Source organism: Paraburkholderia sp. HD33-4 (assembly GCF_021390635.1).
Classification (GTDB): Bacteria; Pseudomonadota; Gammaproteobacteria; order Burkholderiales; family Burkholderiaceae; genus Paraburkholderia.
Map to the genome: position 1 here is coordinate 2,630,397 of NZ_JAJEJS010000002.1, position 17,142 is coordinate 2,647,538.

The window sequence follows — 17,142 nt, forward strand, 5'->3', positions numbered from 1 at the left end:
CGGGTAGTCCGCCGATCGTTGAGGGTTGGTTGGAGAGATCACGCGTAGGCCGGCTCGATCGTGCTGCCGAGCAGTTCGACCGAGCGCAGGCGCGCAGGATAGTGTTGCAGCGGCGAATCGATGACGAATTCGTCGATGCCGTAGCGCCGGCTCAACGCGTCGAGTTGATCGCGTACATCGCCGGCCGTGCCCTTGACGACATGCGGATGGCGCTCTTCGATCGTGTAGCCGCTCGCGCCCGCCTGGCGCGCGTACTCTTCTGCGGCATCGGCCGTCGCCAGATTCAGGCTTTGGCCGCTGGCAAGCTGCAGCCTGAAGATGCGCAACGGACCGGTGAGGCGTTGCGCCTCGTCGCGCGTCGCCGCGGCCACCGCGTAGAGTGCAAGCAACGGCGCGCGACCGCTGGCATCGCGATACGTCTGCACGGTGCGCTCGATGTTCGCCTCGTCACCGTTGAAGTGACCGGCATAGCAGAACTGCCAGCCCTGCCGTGCCGCGAGTGCCGCGCTATCGGGACTGCCACCGAGCAGAATGCGCTCAGGCAGCAAGGGCGGAGCGGGAAACGCAAGCGCGCCCGCAAGCGCATGGTCCTCTTCGACGCCCGCACCGAGAAACGCATCGAGTTGCGCGAGCTGCAGGTTGAAGCCGGGCTTGTTCTTCTTGTCGTGCAGCCATTGCAGCGCGCGCGTGGTCTGCGGCAGTCCACCCGGCGCCTTACCGATACCGAGATCGACGCGTCCGGGCGCAAGCGCCGCGAGCAGCCTGAACGTCTCCGCGACCTTGAACGGGCTGTAGTGCTGCAACATCACACCGCCCGAGCCGACGCGAATCCGCGACGTATGCGCGAGCACGTGCGAGACGACGATCTCCGGCGCCGAGCTCGCGAGGCCCGGTGCGCCGTGATGCTCGGCGATCCAGAAGCGTTTGAAGCCGAGCGCTTCGGCGCGCTTCGCGAGCGACACCGTGAAGCGCAGCGCGTCGGCCGCGCTCGCGCCCGTGGCAATCGGGCTTTTATCCAGCAGCGAAAGCGAAAAGGTCATGGGTTGGCAGATCGACGTTGAAAGATGAAAAGCGCTGACGCACTCAGGATTTCGGCAGTCCCGGCGGATTGGTCGCGGCCTTGTCGATCGCTTCCGAGCCGAGATTCCAGCGCTCGAGCACCGCGCGATACTGGCCTTTGCCGATCAGATCGTTCAGGGCGATCGTCACCGGCGCGGCGAGACCGCTGCCTCGGCGCGTCGTCACCGCGACCTCGGCGGTGCGCGGCCAGCCGCCGCTGACCGTGCCGACCTGGCGCGTCTTGCCATGCGTAGCTGCGTCGTAAAGCAGCGCGGCGTTGACGCTGAAGATCGCGTCGGCCCGCCCCGATTGCAACGCAACCGATTTGACCGCATCGTCGTCGTAGTACTGCACCTCGATCGGCTTCAATCCATGCGCGACGTTCTGCTTGTCCCATTCCAGCAGGATCTTTTCCTGGTTCGTGCCGGCGTCGGTGATCACGCGCAGGCCCGCGACATCCCGGGGTTCGCGGATCGATTTGATCGGGCTGTCGGTCTTGACGAAGAAACCGACCTCGTCGCGCCGATAGGTCGAGAAGTCGAACTTGGCCTTGCGCTCTTCGGTCACGGTCACGTTCGAAATCACCGCGTCGACCTTGCCGGACGCAAGCGCGAGCGGCCAGTCCGGCCACGCGAGGATCACGACGTTGAGCTTGCGCCCGAGACTGTCCGCGACGAGTTGCGCGAGATCGGGGTCGAAGCCGACCACGGTCTTCGCATCGGTCGCATAGGTGCTGATCGGCGGATGCGCGACGACGATGCCGACGGTCAGTTCGTCTTTCGCGACGAACGGAAAGTTTGCGGGAACCGCCTTCGCCGCGACCGCGTCCTGTTCGGCACGGATACGGCCGTGCTGGTCGGGACTCAGATCGAAGCCCGTCGCGGCAAGCGCGTTGGCGCTGAAATAGAACGTGGCTGCCAGCACGAGCGACGATAATTGCAGACCTGTTTTCATGAAGTGTCCGTAGTAGTGTGAGGAGATAGGAGTGAGCGTTTAGCGGACGGTCAGATCGGCGTCGTTCGCGCGCAGGTCGTCGAGCGTGTCGATGCGATGCGGCGCGAGCAGGTTCTTGCCGAAGCGAAGGTGCACGTGAACTTCGGGAGGCAATGCGGTATCGAACAGCTTCGTATAGCCGGTGCGTTCGTAAAGCGCCCATGCTTCCGGCTGTTTGAAGCCGGTGGTCAGATAGAGGCGCGAGTAGCCCTGCGCGAGAGCGCGCGCTTCCAGTTCCTCTACGACCTGTCGCGCGAGTCCCTGGCGGCGCAGATCGTCGCGCGTCCAGATGCGTTTGAGTTCGGCCGTGCGCGCGTCATAGCGCTTGAACGCACCGCCGCCGATCGTCGCGCCGTCGCGGATCAGCAGAATGAACGCGCCTTGAGGCGGTGCGAACAGTTCGGCCGGATAGCGCGCAATCTCTTGCGCGGCGGCCGCGCCACCGTCCCTTCGATAATCTTCGTAGCGTGTCGCGTATTCGCGCCGCAGCGCGTCGAGCAGTGGCTGCGCGCGGGGATCCAGTGGCGTGGTGTCAACGACGAGAGTGCTCATGAACGATCGACACGAGGTCGTCGGATATTCAGGAGCTCATACGATAGCTTGCAGCCGCGTTGCCGCTAACCAAGCAATTTCGCTATCTTTATCTGGTATCGCGATGGGCTGTGATCGTGATGAATGGCGCTGTGATTACGTGTAGCAATGCCAATATCACAGTGTGACGAATGTCGAAACGGAACAGCGAGTGCCTGGTATCGTCGCTTCAGCTGGCCACTTCCTCCGCGAGATGGAACAGACAATCGCCTCGCCTGACGAGCGCGGGCACCCGCTTGCAGACGACTTCACCGTTGCTCGCGAAATGGCAGGTCACCGGCTCTTTCAGCGGCGTATCAGGGAAATGAATGCGGGCCGCGGGTTGCCCTGCGACCACTCTCTCACCGAGTTCAACTAGCGGCTCGAACAGACCGTTGTCGTATGCGTACACGTAGTGACGCGCGCCCGCCACGCGCAGAAAACGCGTGTCGGCAGGCGGCGCCTCGGGCACGAGCGGGCCAGTCAAAGCGCCGATCGCGCCGAGAAAATGCAACAGGCCGTGACGGGCCTCGCGCAGCAGCGCGGCATCGACGGTACCGCCGCCTCCCAACTCCGCCGTGATCGACAAGGCCCCTTGCCGCCGCGCGGCCGTCGCCGCATGCACCGGGTTTTCCGCATGCAGAAAGGCGTTCGGCAATCCGAACGCGCGTAACGCGTGTTGCAGTCGCTTTTTCTCGCCGTCGTCGCGCGGATCGATCGCGAGCATGTTGTTGCCGCGATAAAGCAGCGAGCTGCCGCCGGAATGAAGATCGATCAAATAGTTCGCGCGCGCGAGCAGCACGTGCTCGATGTAATGTGCGATCAGCTGCGTCGGCGAACCTTGCGGATCGCCTGGAAACGTGCGGTTGAGATTGCCGTCATCGAGCGGCGACGTGCGCAGTCCGGCCTCGGCCGCCGGCGCGTTTGCTTGCGGCAACAGGATCAGTTGACCGGCAACCTGAGCCGCGTCGATTTCGCGGATCAGCGTCGACACGAGGATCTGCCCTTCGTATTCGTCGCCGTGATTGCCTGCCATGATCAGCACGACCGGACCGCCGCCATTGCGTATCGAGGCGATCGGAATTGGCAGCCAGCCATACGCGGACCGATGCACGGAATGCGGCAGCCGCAGATAGCCCGCATGCTTGCCCTGAGCATCCAGATTGATTTCGCAGCGAATCGGGTTGCTCGGCGTGACCATTGAACTCATTGCTTCGCTCGCGCAAGTAACGGCCTTCTAGCCGTTGCAGCTAGACGCCAAATGGAAATTGCCATTTGATCTTCGTATCGTCGCTCGTCGCGCAATGGCCTGCACGAAGGCGACGCTTCACCAGCCACGTCGCACCGTACTGCAGCGTGGAGCACAGCAGCAGATAAACGACCCCGACGAACAGGAATATCTGCACCGGGTACACCATCAGCCGATTATTGACCTGATTCGCGAGAAACGTAAACTCGGGCACCCCGACGATATAAGCGAGCGAGGTGTCCTTGATCAGCGTGACCCACTGATTGACGAACGACGGCATCATGATCCGTATCGCTTGCGGCAATTGCACGTACCGTAGCGCTTGCCAGCGCGTCATGCCGAGCGACGCCGCCGCTTGCGCCTGCCCTGAGCCGACGGCCGCGATACCCGCCTGCACCGAATGCGACAGATACGCGCCGCCGATCAGCGCGAGCGCGCTAACCACGGTGGCGAGTCCGGGCACGTCGATGTGCAGCAGCATCGGCATCAGGAAGAAGGTCCAGAAGATCAGCATCAGCACGGGAATAGCTCGAAAGAAGCCGACCACGGCAGTCAGCGCGAGATGCGCGGCACCGCGCGTCATCGACAACGCAATGCCACCAGCCAGACCAAAAAGAGCCGACAGTAAGGCCGAGACGGTCGACATCACGACCGTCAGCGCCGCGCCGCCCAGCGGCCCATCGGGGAACGTGCCGAGCAGCAGATAGCGCAACGACGGCAGCCATTCGAGCGCGCTCATCCATGCCCTCCTTGCCAGACCCGGGCGCTATCGGTTCGGGCGCCGATCCGCCGGACGCCGCCGCGCTTCCACACTAGCAGCGCCGCTTCGATAACTGCGATGATCACGATATAGAGCACGGTCGCCGCGCCGAATGCCTGAAAAGTCTTGAACGTTTCCGTATCGACCTGCCGCGATACGTACGACAACTCCGCGAGCCCGATCGTCATCGCCAGCGACGAGTTCTTCACGAGATTCATGTATTGCCCAGCAAGCGGCGGGGTCGCGATCCGAATCGCCTGTGGCAGGATCACATACCGGAACGAGGCGAGCGGCGTGAGGCCCAGCGCCGCGGCGGCCTGATGCTGTGCGTCCTTGACGCCGCGCATGCCTGCTCGAAATTCTTCGCTGATGAACGCGGTCGTATAGCAAGTGAGCCCGACCCAGCCCGCGACGAATTCGAACGACGGCCACGCGAGCGTCCAGCCAAACAGCGAAACGGTGTGCGACGCATTGAGCCATTCCATGCACGGCTGCGGCAATAACGTCGCCGCGCCGAAATACCAGAACAGCAATTGGACGAGCAACGGCGAATTGCGAAACGCCAGCACATATAGCGCGGCCGTACGCGCGAGCATGCCGTTGCGTGCATTGCGCGCAAGCGCGAGCCCGAAACCGGCGAGCGTCGCCGCCGCGCCCGCGCAAGCCGACAACACTAGCGTCATCACAAAGCCATGCGCGATCCAACCAAGGTACTTCGGTTCTAGCCAGCCGTTCATTCCGCCCTTCTACTCAAGCGCCGATTTCGTTTCGCAATGACAAGCGGCCCGCCGCTTTCACACGGCAGGCCGGCTCTAAAGTTACCGACGGATCAACTCTTCTGCGAATCGCCGATCCTGAACAGACGCGGCAACGGCGCGCGGCTCTCCGGTCCGAACCAGTGGTCGTAAATCTTCGCGGCGCTGCCATCCGCTTCGAGGCCCTTCAGCGTATCGTCGACGACGCTCAGAAGACGCGTCTCGCCCTTCGGCACGCCGACGCCTTCATAGTCGTTCGAGATCGTGAACGGCGCGATCTCATAGTTCGCCTTATCGGGCACGTTCGCGAGCAGCGCGACAAGCTTCGGGCCGTCCTGCGTGATCGCCTGCACGTTGCCGGCGCGTAGCGCGGCGAACGCGAACGGCGTGTCGTCGTAAGCGACGATCGTGGCGTTGGGGAACTGCGCGCGCACCTGCTGCTCGTTCGTCGTGCCCTTGTCGGCGCCCACGCGCAGACTGTTCAACTGCTGCGGCGACTTCAGCACGCCCTTCTTCGCGATGAACTGCGTGCCCGATGCGAAGTACGGCGTGCTGAAATCGACTTCCTTCCTGCGCTCGTCGGTAATCGTGAAGTTCGCAAATACGAGGTCGACCTTGCCCGACTTCAGGAAGGCGATGCGATTCGCCGGATTGGTCGGCTGGATTTCGAGCTTCACGCCGAGCTTGTTGGCGACCGCGCGCGCATAGTCGACGTCGAGCCCGACGATCTGATTGGTCTTCGGATCGACGAAACCGAACGGGGCGTTGCTGTCGAACGTGGCGACGCGCAGCACGCCCGCTTTCTTGATGTCGTCGAGACGATCGGCGTGTGCGACGCCGGAGATCGCGAGCAGCAACCCCATGACTGCTGCGCCAACGAATTTGATTTTCATGGTTTGGCCTTGGTATTGGATGTTTTGCGTACGACGTGATTCACGACTGTCTCACTGCGACGACGCGCAGACTGTAGCAACGCGCACCGCAATGGCGAACCAATAAATCGTCGCGAGCTAAGCGGTGAATCGGATATGCGGTATGTGCTTACTGCCTGCCTTTCTCCGGCGCGCGCCGGCTCTATCCGCCATAGCGCCAAAGCTGCTTTGATTGTGAGCATTTATTGGTTCGCTTGCGTCGCGGCTCTGCTTACATTGGACGACCACCACACGCGACTACAAGGACAATCGATGACACCGGCCCGGGGCTTTTCATTCTTCGCGACAGCGCGCAACGCAATCACATCCGACGGCGAACGCAATCGCGGCCGGCGCGGTTGGCTGAAGACGGTCGCGGCAGCGCTCGCAATCGGTATCTTCGGCGCGGCCTACGTAGCCCACGCCGCGCCGCTCGACGAGCTGAAGCTGGACTATGCGTACTATTCGCCGGAAAGCCTCGTGATCAAGCGCAACGGCTGGCTCGAACAGGAATTCGCCGCCAACCACACCCAGGTGAAGTGGGTGCTGAGCCTCGGCAGCAACCGCGCGCTCGAATATCTGAACAGCGGCGCAATTGACATCGGTTCGACCGCGGGACTCGCCGCCGTGCTCGGCAAGGCGAACGGCAATCCGATTCGTGCGGTGTATATCTTTTCGCGGCCCGAGTGGACCGCGCTCGTCGTGCGCAAGGACTCGCCGGTCAAATCACTCACCGATCTTAGGGGCAAGAAGATCGCGGCCACCAAGGGCACCGATCCGTTCCTGTTCACATTGCGCGCACTGCATACGGCGGGCCTGTCGCGCGACGATGTCGAGATCGTCAATCTGCAGCATCCCGATGGTCGCACCGCGCTCGCGAACGGCCAGGTCGACGCGTGGGCCGGACTCGATCCACACATGGCGGCCGCGCAGATCGACGATGGCGCGCGCCTGTTGTACCGCAACGTCGACTTCAACACATGGGGCTTTCTGAACGCACGCGAAGACTTTATCCGCGAACATCCGGACGCGCTCGCGCGGGTGCTGAAAGTCTATGAAAAGGCCCGCGTCTGGATCGCCGCTCACCCCGACGACACCGCGAAAATCGTCGCCGAGGAATCCAGGGTATCGCTGCCGGTCGCGAGGCTGCAGTTGAGCCGTAACGACTTCAGCCAGCCTCAGCCGGGCGCCCGGCAGATTGCCGCACTCAAAGCCGCCGCGCCAATCCTGGTCGACGAACAACTCGTGAAGAGCGGCACCGATCTGAACGCGATCATCGATGCGCTGGTCGACTCCAAAGTCGCCCAACCGGTGATTGCGACAGCGAGCAACGGCGCGAAATGAAACGCCCACACCAGACCTGAGCACGCCGATGAGCACCACGAGGAATCATTTCACGCTGGCACGGCGCGATTCGCCGTGCCCGTCATGTAGCGAACTTAAGCGACCGCCACGCGCGCACGACCGGTTGCGGCCGTGGCGCCATGCTGGCGTTGCGTTGCCAATCGTCTTTCTGGCTGTCATCGAGGTGCTCGTGCGCGCGTCGATCCTGCCGATGCATCTGGTCCCCGCGCCGAGCGCGATCGCGCGGACGCTATGGGATCTCGGCGCCGCGCACCTCGCGCGGCATATCGGCGCGAGCGTGATCCGTGTGTATGGCGGCTTTGCGATCGGCGCCGCGCTCGCGCTGCTGGTCGGCGCGGCGATGGGCCTCAGCCGGCGCGTCGATGCATTGCTCGACCCGGGGTTTCAGGCCTTGCAGGCGATTCCGTCACTCGCGTGGGTGCCGATCCTGCTGTTATGGATGGGGATCGACGAAGCACCGAAGATCACGCTGATCGCGATCGGCGCGTTTTTCCCGGTGCAATTGAGCGTGGTGGCGGGCATCCGCGGCGTCGAGCGCAAGCTGATTGAATTCGGCGAGCTGAACCGGCTGAGCCGGCGCGGGTTGTTCACGCGCATTCTGCTGCCCGCGTCGATGCCGCAGATTTTTACCGGACTACGCACCGGACTGAGCCTCGCGTGGATGTTCATGGTCGCCGCCGAACTGATCGCGGCGACGCGCGGGCTCGGCTATCTGCTCAGCGATGGCCGCGAAACCGGCCGCCCGGATCTGGTATTCGGCGCGATCCTGCTGCTCGCGCTGCTCGGCAAACTGAGCGACGGCATGCTGAAAGCGATCGAGGTACGGGCGCTGTCGTGGCGCGATGCGCATGAAGTGTCGGAGCCCACGCGATGAATCGGGCACTCGCTCCATTGCTCGAAGTACGTGGACTCACGCGGCGCTTTGGCGAGCGCAAAGTGTTCGAGCAGGTGTCGTTCGCGCTGTCGCGCGGCGAAATAGTCGGCCTGGTCGGTCCTAGCGGCTGCGGCAAAAGCACGTTGCTGCGCGCGGTTGCGGGGCTGGACCGCGCGGCCACGGGTGCCGTGCTGATCGACGGCGTACCGTTGCTCGCGCCGTCGCCGCGTGTCGGCATGATCTTTCAGGAGCCGCGCCTGCTGCCATGGCTCAGCGTGGCGGACAACATCGCGTTTGCCGCGGGGTCGCATGCGGGAGACGATCCGCGCGTCGACCCGCTGCTCGCCGAGGTGGGCCTCGCAGGCGTGCGCGATGCGCTGCCGAAGCAACTGTCCGGCGGCATGGCTCAGCGCGTCGCGCTCGCCCGAGGTCTGTTCGACGAACCCGAACTGTTGCTGCTCGACGAGCCGTTCAGCGCCGTCGATGCGATCACGCGCGCGCGACTGCAGCAGTTATTGCTCGCGTTGAAACACGCGCGCGGCACGACGGTGCTGCTCGTCACGCACGATCTCGACGAAGCGCTGAGTCTGTCCGACCGCGTGCTGCTGTTGTCCTCCGCGGGCGCCGGTGGCCCGAGCCGGATCGCGCGCGAACTGCCAATCACATTGCAGCGGCCCAGAAATCCGCGCGATGCGTCGTTGAATACGCTGCGCGATGTGTTGCTGGAGATGTAGCGGGCTACCTGACGAACGCAACGCTCGACGGGTCGGTCACATCAGCCGATTGCCCAGTGTCCGTCAGCCTGCCCGATGCCGCATCGATGCTGAAAACGCTGACCTTGCCGCTGCGCTGATTCGCGACGAGCAGCCATCGGCCGGACCCGTCGATGCCGAAGCCCCACGGCTTGTCGCCGCCCGAGGCAATGCGCTGCACGAGCGAAAGTTCGCCCGTGTCCGCATTCACGCGATAGACGACCAGCGAGTTCTCCCCGCGATTCTCGACATACACGAAACGCCCGTCACGACCTGGCGCGATCTCGGCGCCGCTTTTCACGCCGTCGAATCCGTCGGTGCCGATCGGCAGCGATTGCACGTGCGTCAGCGTGCCTTGCGCGGCATCCCAGCGAAACACCATCACTTGCGCGCTCAGCTCGGTCAGCAGATAAACGAACTGTCCGTTCGCGGAGAATTCGAGGTGACGCGGACCGCTGCCCGGCGGCGCGACGAAGGTGGCCGCGCGCGTGGCATCGTCTTGCGACAGCGCATGCGTCGCGCGATCGAAACGATAGACGAACACACGGTCGGCGCCCAGATCGGCAACGAGCGCATAACGCCCGGATGGATCGATGGCGATACCGTGCGCATGCGCGCTCGCCTGGCGTCGGTTCGGGCCGGAGCCGGTTTCCGCGAGCGTCGACACGAGCGGCCCGACGCTGCCGTCGGCATCGACCGCGACGCTCGACACCGAGCCGCTGTTGTAATTCGCGCCGAGCAAGGTCATCGACGCTGTGTCGAAGCGCAGGAAGGTGGTGCCGCGGCCGCCTGTCGGCACCGTGCCGAGCGCGCTCAGCGAACCGTTCGCGCGGTCGACCGCGTAGGCGGTGATGCTGCCTTCTTTGGTGCTGTCGTCGTCGACGGCATAGAGCACCGGCGCATGCGGCGATGCCGCGACCCACGTCGATTTCGGCCCCTCTGCAACAGGTCCGAGCGCCGTGAGTGCGCCGGTCGAGGTATCGAAACGCAGCGCGCTGATCTGCTGGTGCAGCGTGCCGATATAAACGAGTTCGGTCGGTGCGGACTCCGGCAACGTAGCGGCATACAGCGGCGCGCCGACCATGCCCGCCGACAACGTCAACGCGGTGCACGCGGCCGTCAGCGCGTGGTACGCGGCGCGATTCTGCGGGAACAACCGGGTCATATTCGATGAACGTAAGAAGACAGGCAATGTGAGCAATCGGCTCAAGCGTAGTCGAATCGCCGCTCGCCGTCCCTGCACAAAAAGCCGATTCGCCTGGACTTAATGAAAACTACCTTGGTGCCGGGTCGCGTGGCCACACGCTAACGGTTCGGCTGCTGCCGCGCCGCGACGCGGAACTGGCTCGGCGCCTGGCCCACTTCCCTGCGGAAGAATCGCGTGAAGTACGCGGCGTCCGCGAAGCCGAGCCCGAACGCGATCTGCTCGACCGACATGTCGCCGAAAATCAGATTGCGCTTGGCCTCGGCAATGATGCGCGCGTGAATCATCTTGGTCGGACTCTGCTCGGACGCGGACGCGCAGGCAGCGCGCAATTGCACGAGCGATATGGCCATCATCGACGCGTAGTCCTGCAGCGTCAGATTCTCGCGGTAGTGTTCTTCGATCAGCTTGCGGAAGCGGTCCACCTGGCGCATGTCGTTGCGCGTCGCGCTTTCGTTCGCGCCCTGCCCGAGCGGCGTGGCGCGCGCGAGCCTCAGCAGCAGCGTGGTCAACAACGCTTCGGTGCCTACCACGTGCCCGACCGCATCCGATTCGGCTTCCTGTTTCAGGCTATCGATGAGGCTGTAGAACTCCATGCCGGCATCGGCGGGACCGGTGAGTGGAATCACCCGCGGTGTCTCCCACAGCGCGATGAACTCGCGCAGCTTCGAGTTGACCTGCGTCAGATAGGCGACCTCGATCGTCACTACCCAGCGGTCCGCGTCGACTTCGTAGTCGAGACCGTGCACGCATTCGGTCGGCAGCAGCAATGCGCAAGGGCCCTCGAACGGTACGCTCTCGCCTTCCAGATTCATCACGCCGCGCCCGCTGCGCACGAAAATTACCTGACCGTAAGCGGGATGCGCATGCGGCTCGGTGCGCCAGCGGCCGCGGTCGGTTACATGCCCGACGTGTACGAACCAGTTCTTGACCTCGGGGCGCTCGACGTACAAGCGGACCTTCGGCACGGTGGTCCGTTTCGCCTTCGCGATCGCTCCAGGCTGATGTTTCGCCGCGGCGCTGTGTGTCATACAGTCTCCTTGACGGCCGATTCGCTCGCGCTCGCGGCCCTCATGGCAATCGAGTCCCGCTGCGGCAAATCGGCGGCCGCCGACACGCAACAGAAGAACCGCTGCGGCGCTCGGCATGCAGTGCTTGTAATGGGTGCCGAGGCTTCTCCGGTACGCTTCTCGATCGTCAGCAAACGCGAGGAGGTATTTACCCTGACCGCAAAGGAAGCCGCCCCGGCCTCGGCGCACATCCTAGCACTGTCGAATGGCCGGCGGAACCTGGTGTTTTTTTCCAACCATTTCCACCAGCACATCAGTAGTACACCGCGCACATCGGCACCAGGCGCGGCCGCAACGCCGGTAAAACCGGTGCCGTTCCGAGTCTGGCGCGCCTGAGCGGGTTTTGCACAAAGGCGGCGGGGTTTCCGCCGGTCGCCTCAGAACTTATGTACGAGGCCCACTCCGATGCCGCGCGTGTCAGTGCCCGGAGTGATCGCAAGGCCGGAATACGCCGTCCCGGACAGCGTGTATGCCGCCTGGTTCCGGTTCTGGATAAAGCCGGCCGCCGTATAGAGCTCGGTCGATTTGGACAGCGAGTACTCGAAAAGCAAGCCCAATTGCTGCGCATTGTTGCCCTTGCCGGTGCGGTCGTGCAAGTAACCGTACATCAGCGATAGCAGCGAAAACGGGTCGAACTGATACGAGTCGGATATCTGGTAGACGTCGTGCTGCATGTACTTCGGCGTATTGGTCAGGTTCTCCGTGTGATAGGCCAGCCAGATGCGATTGGCGCCGATTGCATACGAAGCACCCGCGTTGAACACGTTCAGTACCGCGCCAGGACCAGCGGCAGCACCGCCTGCCAGCGCATAGCTTCCGCCCGCGCCGATGGCGGGTTCGTCGCCTCTTTCATAGCCGGCCGCCACATTCAACGGCCCGTTGACGTACTGGACGACCGCGTTGTAGAACCCGATGCCGTTGCCTCCACCCGTCGCTGGGTCGCGCAATGCCACCATGAACTTGGCGTTCAGCCCGCCAAACGTCGGCGTGTAGTACGAAATACCGTTGTTCGCGCGGATGATCAATGCGTTGAAATTATTCATCGGCGAAGCAACGCTTTTGACCCATGACGGATCCATCGCCGCCTGCAGCACGTCGTATTGCGGCGAGTTCTGCAAGCCGAAGCGCACCTCTCCGAAACCACCGGACAGCCCGACGAACGCAAGGCGATTGAACGCCTTGGTCGGATCCGTCGCTGCACCCGTCTGACCTGAGAAAGCCTGCTCCAACTGGAAATTGACGTGCAGGCCGCCGCCGATATCCTCGCTGCCCTTAAAGCCGTAGCGCGTCGCGTAGAGTCCGCCCGGTACCGCTCGAGTCGCCGAATTTTTGCCGCTCGAACTCTGATAGGCGAGACCATTGTCGAGCACGCCATAGAGCGTGACCGATGACTGCGCAAACGCGGGGGAAACGGACGCACAAGACAAGACTGCGCCGGATGCGAGAGTGATAAACCTCTTCATGCGATATCTCCATTCTTATACGCATCGGAACGCCGATGCTCTTATTCACAGCTATTTCATTGGTCCTGCTAATCGAAACGTCACGCAATGGATCGAGCGTATCGTTGCGGCCTGACACGCCACCTGTTCCACAGATCGAAGGGGATCCTCGAAGTCGACGTTCACGAGCGAAGCAGCGATGAGCCCGCTGCCGAGGCCAAGAATATTGGATGCCCCGCAGGGCGTCCTTACACAAAAATCAGATTCACTGGCATTTTTTCCAGCGACGCACGCGAGCGCCGGTCATGGAGGTGGAGTCGTTCGATACGTTCGGATCAACCGCGACCTGAGATTTACCCGAATCCGGTCCGTTCTGATTAAAAAGTGCCAGCGAATCTCATTTTTGTGTAAAGGCATTCACGCGGGCATCGCATACATTCCATACGACCGCGGCAGATATCACTGCGTTGACTATCGGAGTCAAGCGTCGACGGTGCGAAAAAATCGAGAGTCGAGAATCGACCACATCTTGCGTATCAACAAATATGGAAGAGACATGAAAAAAACCACGGGCATCGGCATGCCGCTGTTAGGTATTGCCGTCTTCGGCTGCTTCACGGCTGCCGCGCATGCTGCGGATACATCGCCGAGCGCACAAGGGGACACTCAAGCGGTACAAGTTGCTCAGACGAACAGTAACGGCGCCGCATCGGATCTGAACGCAGCACCGGTCACGCTGTCCCAGGCCAGCACCGTGACCGCGCCGCTGTCACCGCCGCCGAGCCTGTTCGCCCCACCTACCTCGTGGAATGACACGTATATCGGCTATCGCGTGGGTTCCAATTTCTACTATCCCGGCGTGCGCACCGAATCCGGGGCACCCGCCAAGATCACGCAGAACATCGGCTATCTGACGACCGTGGGCGGCTTCAAATACGGTAGCTATGCGTTCAACGTCGACTACCTGGTCTCCAGCATGGCGAATCCGGAAGCGGGTCCGACCAACGCCTACGGTTATCCGACACCGGGCTCCGGTGGCGCGCAGGAGGTCTACAGCGTTGGCCGGGTCTCGCTCAGTGCCAGCAAGGTGTTCGGCAAATCGTTTTCCTACGGATTCATCCGCGACTTCGGCCTGACCGTCGGCTATGAGTTCGGTGCGAAGAACGATTCCTTTGCCGAGCGAGCCCGCATGTTCGTTGCCGGGCCCACCATCGAGTTTTCCATTCCGAATGGCTTCTGGAACGTGACGCTCGGCGTTCGCACGGAAAGTAACCACAACGGCATCGCGAATGTGGACGTGAATTTCAATCCGGCCGTGCACCTCGAGAGTTCCTGGCTCTACCCGTTCCGACTCGGTCCGGTTCCGCTGGTCTTCAAAGGCTTCGCAAGTCTCACCGGACCTAAAGGCAAAGATGGCTTCGGCGTTCAGACAACCACGGAGTTCCTGACCCGCGCCTATCTGCTGGTGGACGTCGGATCGTTTGCTGGTCATCCGCGCACTGTGTACACGGGTCTCGGCTACGAATACTGGCACAACATGTACGGGACGCCAGCCTCCGCGCAGCCCGGGACGACCCAAACCTCCGTCCCCATGTTCGTGGCTGAAATTCACTTCTGACCAGCAGCTCCGGTTGAATGAACAAAGCATCGGCGGCCCAGCATAGCGGGCCGCCGATGTTCGTTTCGCGGTTCGCTTTTTCATCCGTCTTTCCCGACCCGAATCGAATTCGCAACAAGAAGAACCATGGGACAAAGGGAACCGTGCACTGCCGCAACCTCGTGAACCATTTTCGTGCTGCTCGCACTCTGCCTGCCGATTTGCTTTGTCGATCGAGCGAGGCTGTCCGCGTTGCTCTCGGGCCAACATTGCGTGTGCAGGTTTGCGTTGACGAGCTTCGAGCGAGGCTGGTTTGTCGGCATCGCGATCGTCGCCGCGCTGGCCGGATAGGGCGCGGATCGTGCGTTTCTTTGCTGCGACCCAATCGGGTACCGACAGTCAACGGGACGAATGATGTGTCCGCGCGAATTGCGTTCCGAGACCTCGCTGGAATGCGGAGGGACGCAGGCGAATAAACGCAGCTTTCAACCAGAAAAGAAAAGGCGCTGTGTCGAAACACAGCGCCTTTTTCACACGCTCCGCTTACTGCTTTGGAATATAAAGCGGCATCGAGTCTTCCCAGATCGTGTCGGTAATCGCATGCCGGTCGCTACCGTCCGCGTTCATCACCCAGTTCTGTCCATCGGGCTGGAACGTGTCGTCGTACAGCGACAGCTCATCGCGGAAGCCATACTCGCCCGAGCTGTACGCAATGCGGCCGTCCCACGTCCAGGTTGCGTGCGCCTGGTTCGAACCCTGCGGGGTCACGCGCTGCACGTCCGTGCCGTCCGGATTGATCGTGTACACGTCGAAATGGAACTTGTTGGGGTCGCTCGGGTTGACCTCCTTGCGCGTGAAGACGATCTTCTTGCCATCCGGCGACCAGCCGGGCAAGTTGTCCGGCTCGGTGGTCAGGATCGTGGTCTTCTGCGTTCGGAGGTCGAGAATCCGCAGACCCTTGTCGTTATCGCTCCACACGCGGTAGACGAGCTTCGTACCGTCCGGCGAATAGCTCGGGAAGCCCGCGTTTTCCTTGCCGTCGGTCAGGATCTCCGGCTTGCCGTTCATGCTGCCGTCGGCCTTGATGCGCATGATCTGCCCCGGCATATGAGCGCGCGTGAAGAACCAGCCGCCCACGCCGAAGGCCACCCACTGCTTGTCCGGCGACCAGGTCGGCTGGAACGCACCTGCCAGACCCATCTGGATCATCTTCGGATCGAGGCCGCTGGTGACCGGATCGTAAATATGACGCGCGTCGCTGAAGTCGGTATTCGACACCACGATCGACGAGCCGACCGCCTTCTCCGTGTACACGAGCGACTTGCCGTCACGCGAAAGCTGCGGGAATACATCGACGAAGCGGTAGTTCCATTGCGGATCGAAACTGAAGAGTGCCGTGCCGTTCGGATGGAACGGCTTGCCGTACACCACCTTCTCGTAGACGACCTTCTTGCCGTCGGCCGAGTAATGCGGCGAGCGGATGCCGCTTCCCGCCGTGGCATGCGACTGACCGTCCGTCGTATGGAAGCCTTCCTGAGGACCGTTCTTGACATGATAGGCGACGTTCGTCGCGCCTACGTATTGAGGGAACACCTTGAATCCCGGCGTGTTCGTCAGATCCGTGCGCTCGCCGGTGGCCACATCGACCTGCACGATCTGCGTGCTGACCTTGCCGATCGCCTCGGGACGGTGCGCGCCCCAGGTCGATTCGACCGGGGTTTCATAGAACGCCACGCGCTTGCCGTCCGCGGACCACGATGGCGAGCCCTCGGCATAGCCGGGACGCGCGGTGATCTGCCTGAAACCCGTGCCGTCCGGATGGATCTCGTAGATGCTGCTTTCCTGCGTGCGCTCCCAGCCGACCGGCAGGTTGTGGCCTCGCCAGTCGGTCCCGATATCGGACGACAGCGCGATCCACTTGCCATCCGGCGACCAGGAAGGCCGGAAGAAACTGTGCGGCTTGTTCGGGTCGAACCTGATTTCGCCCGTCACGTTATGCAGCGCGCCGGTCTTCATGTTGAGCGTCCAGATGTTCGTGGTGCCCCACGTATCCTTGTCACGACGCGACGAAACGAACGCGATCAGATCCGGATCGGCCGGATTGAAGACCGCGGCATCGCTAATGCCGATCGAGTCGGTCAGGCGCTGCAATCCGGTGCCATCGACTCGCACCCGGTAGAGGCTCGCGTGACCGAGACCATCGCGCTCCGAGGTGAACACGATCCAATTGCCGTCCGGCGAAAACGAACCGTGATAGTCGAAACCATCGGACTGAATCAGCCGGTGTTCGTCGCTGCCGTCGGCATTGGCGACATAGAGTTCCGAGGTCGTGGGGCCGATGCGGTAGATCAGCAGGTCGCCCCTGGTCGCCGTCGCGGCTCCCGCTCCCGCTCCCGGTACGAAAGCGGCGATGGCGGCAATGGTCAGGCCGGACAGGATTTTCTTTTTTATCTGAAGCGAGGCACGCACAATACTAGTCTCCGTTTTTTCAAATCATCACAGCAACCTCGAAACCGCCGGACCGGTATTCGAGCCGGCGGA

General features: G+C 62.6%; 16 protein-coding genes. 5 read left to right on the forward strand and 11 right to left on the reverse strand.

The genetic code is table 11. The features are described 5' to 3' along the window. Positions 1-38 precede the first annotated feature (38 nt). The 7 genes from L0U84_RS31825 to L0U84_RS31855 all read right to left on the reverse strand — a co-directional run bounded on the left by L0U84_RS31825 (position 39) and on the right by L0U84_RS31855 (position 6,279). Positions 39-1,040 carry an LLM class flavin-dependent oxidoreductase gene (locus tag L0U84_RS31825; protein WP_233856022.1) on the reverse strand — a complete coding sequence of 334 codons (1,002 nt, stop codon included), beginning with the start codon at positions 1,038-1,040 and terminating at the stop codon, positions 39-41. 43 nt (positions 1,041-1,083) lie between these two features. Beyond that, positions 1,084-2,013 carry an ABC transporter substrate-binding protein gene (locus L0U84_RS31830; RefSeq protein ID WP_233856023.1) on the reverse strand — a complete coding sequence of 310 codons (930 nt, stop codon included), beginning with the start codon at positions 2,011-2,013 and terminating at the stop codon, positions 1,084-1,086. 39 nt (positions 2,014-2,052) lie between these two features. Further along, positions 2,053-2,604 (reverse strand): GNAT family N-acetyltransferase, encoded by a 552-nt coding sequence (locus tag L0U84_RS31835; protein ID WP_233856024.1) that lies wholly within the window; start codon positions 2,602-2,604, stop codon positions 2,053-2,055. A gap of 208 nt (positions 2,605-2,812) precedes the next feature. Next, complete coding sequence (locus L0U84_RS31840) at positions 2,813-3,832, reverse strand: succinylglutamate desuccinylase/aspartoacylase family protein (protein WP_233856025.1); 1,020 nt, start codon at positions 3,830-3,832, stop codon at positions 2,813-2,815. Between the two features lie 40 nt (positions 3,833-3,872). Then, complete coding sequence (locus L0U84_RS31845) at positions 3,873-4,610, reverse strand: amino acid ABC transporter permease (protein ID WP_233856026.1); 738 nt, start codon at positions 4,608-4,610, stop codon at positions 3,873-3,875. Then, positions 4,607-5,368: an amino acid ABC transporter permease gene (locus L0U84_RS31850; RefSeq protein ID WP_233856027.1), complete on the reverse strand. Its 762-nt coding sequence runs from the start codon at positions 5,366-5,368 to the stop codon at positions 4,607-4,609. The genes L0U84_RS31845 and L0U84_RS31850 overlap by 4 nt, the downstream gene beginning before the upstream one ends. A gap of 92 nt (positions 5,369-5,460) precedes the next feature. Further along, positions 5,461-6,279: an ABC transporter substrate-binding protein gene (locus L0U84_RS31855; RefSeq protein WP_233856028.1), complete on the reverse strand. Its 819-nt coding sequence runs from the start codon at positions 6,277-6,279 to the stop codon at positions 5,461-5,463. Between the two features lie 291 nt (positions 6,280-6,570). Between L0U84_RS31855 and L0U84_RS31860 the strand changes: the two genes are divergently transcribed. The 3 genes from L0U84_RS31860 to L0U84_RS31870 are packed head-to-tail and all read left to right on the forward strand — an operon-like array spanning position 6,571 to position 9,270. Then, positions 6,571-7,641 (forward strand): aliphatic sulfonate ABC transporter substrate-binding protein, encoded by a 1,071-nt coding sequence (locus L0U84_RS31860; protein WP_233856029.1) that lies wholly within the window; start codon positions 6,571-6,573, stop codon positions 7,639-7,641. A 28-nt stretch (positions 7,642-7,669) separates the two neighbouring features. Then, positions 7,670-8,536, forward strand: coding sequence for an ABC transporter permease (locus tag L0U84_RS31865; protein WP_233856030.1), 867 nt, complete (start codon positions 7,670-7,672; stop codon positions 8,534-8,536). Then, positions 8,533-9,270 (forward strand): ABC transporter ATP-binding protein, encoded by a 738-nt coding sequence (locus L0U84_RS31870; RefSeq protein ID WP_233856031.1) that lies wholly within the window; start codon positions 8,533-8,535, stop codon positions 9,268-9,270. Before L0U84_RS31865 ends, L0U84_RS31870 begins: the two co-directional genes overlap by 4 nt. 4 nt (positions 9,271-9,274) lie before the next feature. On the opposite strand, the gene L0U84_RS31875 is transcribed toward L0U84_RS31870, so the two are convergent. Both L0U84_RS31875 and L0U84_RS31880 read right to left on the reverse strand, forming a co-directional pair. Then, complete coding sequence (locus L0U84_RS31875) at positions 9,275-10,453, reverse strand: lactonase family protein (RefSeq protein WP_233856032.1); 1,179 nt, start codon at positions 10,451-10,453, stop codon at positions 9,275-9,277. A 140-nt stretch (positions 10,454-10,593) separates the two neighbouring features. Beyond that, positions 10,594-11,523 carry a helix-turn-helix domain-containing protein gene (locus L0U84_RS31880; protein ID WP_233856033.1) on the reverse strand — a complete coding sequence of 310 codons (930 nt, stop codon included), beginning with the start codon at positions 11,521-11,523 and terminating at the stop codon, positions 10,594-10,596. A 42-nt stretch (positions 11,524-11,565) separates the two neighbouring features. Between L0U84_RS31880 and L0U84_RS31885 the strand changes: the two genes are divergently transcribed. Beyond that, complete coding sequence (locus L0U84_RS31885) at positions 11,566-11,898, forward strand: hypothetical protein (protein WP_233856034.1); 333 nt, start codon at positions 11,566-11,568, stop codon at positions 11,896-11,898. Between the two features lie 41 nt (positions 11,899-11,939). Here L0U84_RS31885 and L0U84_RS31890 read toward each other — a convergent pair whose 3' ends face one another. Beyond that, the gene (locus tag L0U84_RS31890) at positions 11,940-13,025 is read right to left on the reverse strand and encodes a porin (RefSeq protein WP_233856035.1); all 1,086 of its coding nucleotides are present in this window, start codon (positions 13,023-13,025) and stop codon (positions 11,940-11,942) included. Positions 13,026-13,560: 535 nt separating this feature from the next. Here L0U84_RS31890 and L0U84_RS31895 point away from each other — a divergent pair. Then, positions 13,561-14,622, forward strand: a complete 1,062-nt coding sequence (locus L0U84_RS31895) for a hypothetical protein (RefSeq protein ID WP_233856036.1) — start codon at positions 13,561-13,563, stop codon at positions 14,620-14,622. A 522-nt stretch (positions 14,623-15,144) separates the two neighbouring features. On the opposite strand, the gene L0U84_RS31900 is transcribed toward L0U84_RS31895, so the two are convergent. Continuing rightward, complete coding sequence (locus tag L0U84_RS31900) at positions 15,145-17,070, reverse strand: hypothetical protein (RefSeq protein WP_233856037.1); 1,926 nt, start codon at positions 17,068-17,070, stop codon at positions 15,145-15,147. Positions 17,071-17,142: the final 72 nt, after the last annotated feature.

Bases quoted from the DNA above. Each gene is read 5' to 3' on its own strand.
- L0U84_RS31890 (WP_233856035.1), bottom strand. From the start codon at position 13,025: ATGAAGAGGTTTATCACTCTCGCATCCGGCGCAGTCTTGTCTTGTGCG.
- L0U84_RS31855 (WP_233856028.1), bottom strand. From the start codon at position 6,279: ATGAAAATCAAATTCGTTGGCGCAGCAGTCATGGGGTTGCTGCTCGCG.
- L0U84_RS31840 (WP_233856025.1), bottom strand. From the start codon at position 3,832: ATGAGTTCAATGGTCACGCCGAGCAACCCGATTCGCTGCGAAATCAAT.
- L0U84_RS31895 (WP_233856036.1), top strand. From the start codon at position 13,561: ATGAAAAAAACCACGGGCATCGGCATGCCGCTGTTAGGTATTGCCGTC.
- L0U84_RS31865 (WP_233856030.1), top strand. From the start codon at position 7,670: ATGAGCACCACGAGGAATCATTTCACGCTGGCACGGCGCGATTCGCCG.
- L0U84_RS31850 (WP_233856027.1), bottom strand. From the start codon at position 5,368: ATGAACGGCTGGCTAGAACCGAAGTACCTTGGTTGGATCGCGCATGGC.
- L0U84_RS31830 (WP_233856023.1), bottom strand. From the start codon at position 2,013: ATGAAAACAGGTCTGCAATTATCGTCGCTCGTGCTGGCAGCCACGTTC.
- L0U84_RS31845 (WP_233856026.1), bottom strand. From the start codon at position 4,610: ATGAGCGCGCTCGAATGGCTGCCGTCGTTGCGCTATCTGCTGCTCGGC.
- L0U84_RS31875 (WP_233856032.1), bottom strand. From the start codon at position 10,453: ATGACCCGGTTGTTCCCGCAGAATCGCGCCGCGTACCACGCGCTGACG.
- L0U84_RS31880 (WP_233856033.1), bottom strand. From the start codon at position 11,523: ATGACACACAGCGCCGCGGCGAAACATCAGCCTGGAGCGATCGCGAAG.
- L0U84_RS31860 (WP_233856029.1), top strand. From the start codon at position 6,571: ATGACACCGGCCCGGGGCTTTTCATTCTTCGCGACAGCGCGCAACGCA.
- L0U84_RS31835 (WP_233856024.1), bottom strand. From the start codon at position 2,604: ATGAGCACTCTCGTCGTTGACACCACGCCACTGGATCCCCGCGCGCAG.
- L0U84_RS31885 (WP_233856034.1), top strand. From the start codon at position 11,566: ATGGCAATCGAGTCCCGCTGCGGCAAATCGGCGGCCGCCGACACGCAA.
- L0U84_RS31825 (WP_233856022.1), bottom strand. From the start codon at position 1,040: ATGACCTTTTCGCTTTCGCTGCTGGATAAAAGCCCGATTGCCACGGGC.
- L0U84_RS31870 (WP_233856031.1), top strand. From the start codon at position 8,533: ATGAATCGGGCACTCGCTCCATTGCTCGAAGTACGTGGACTCACGCGG.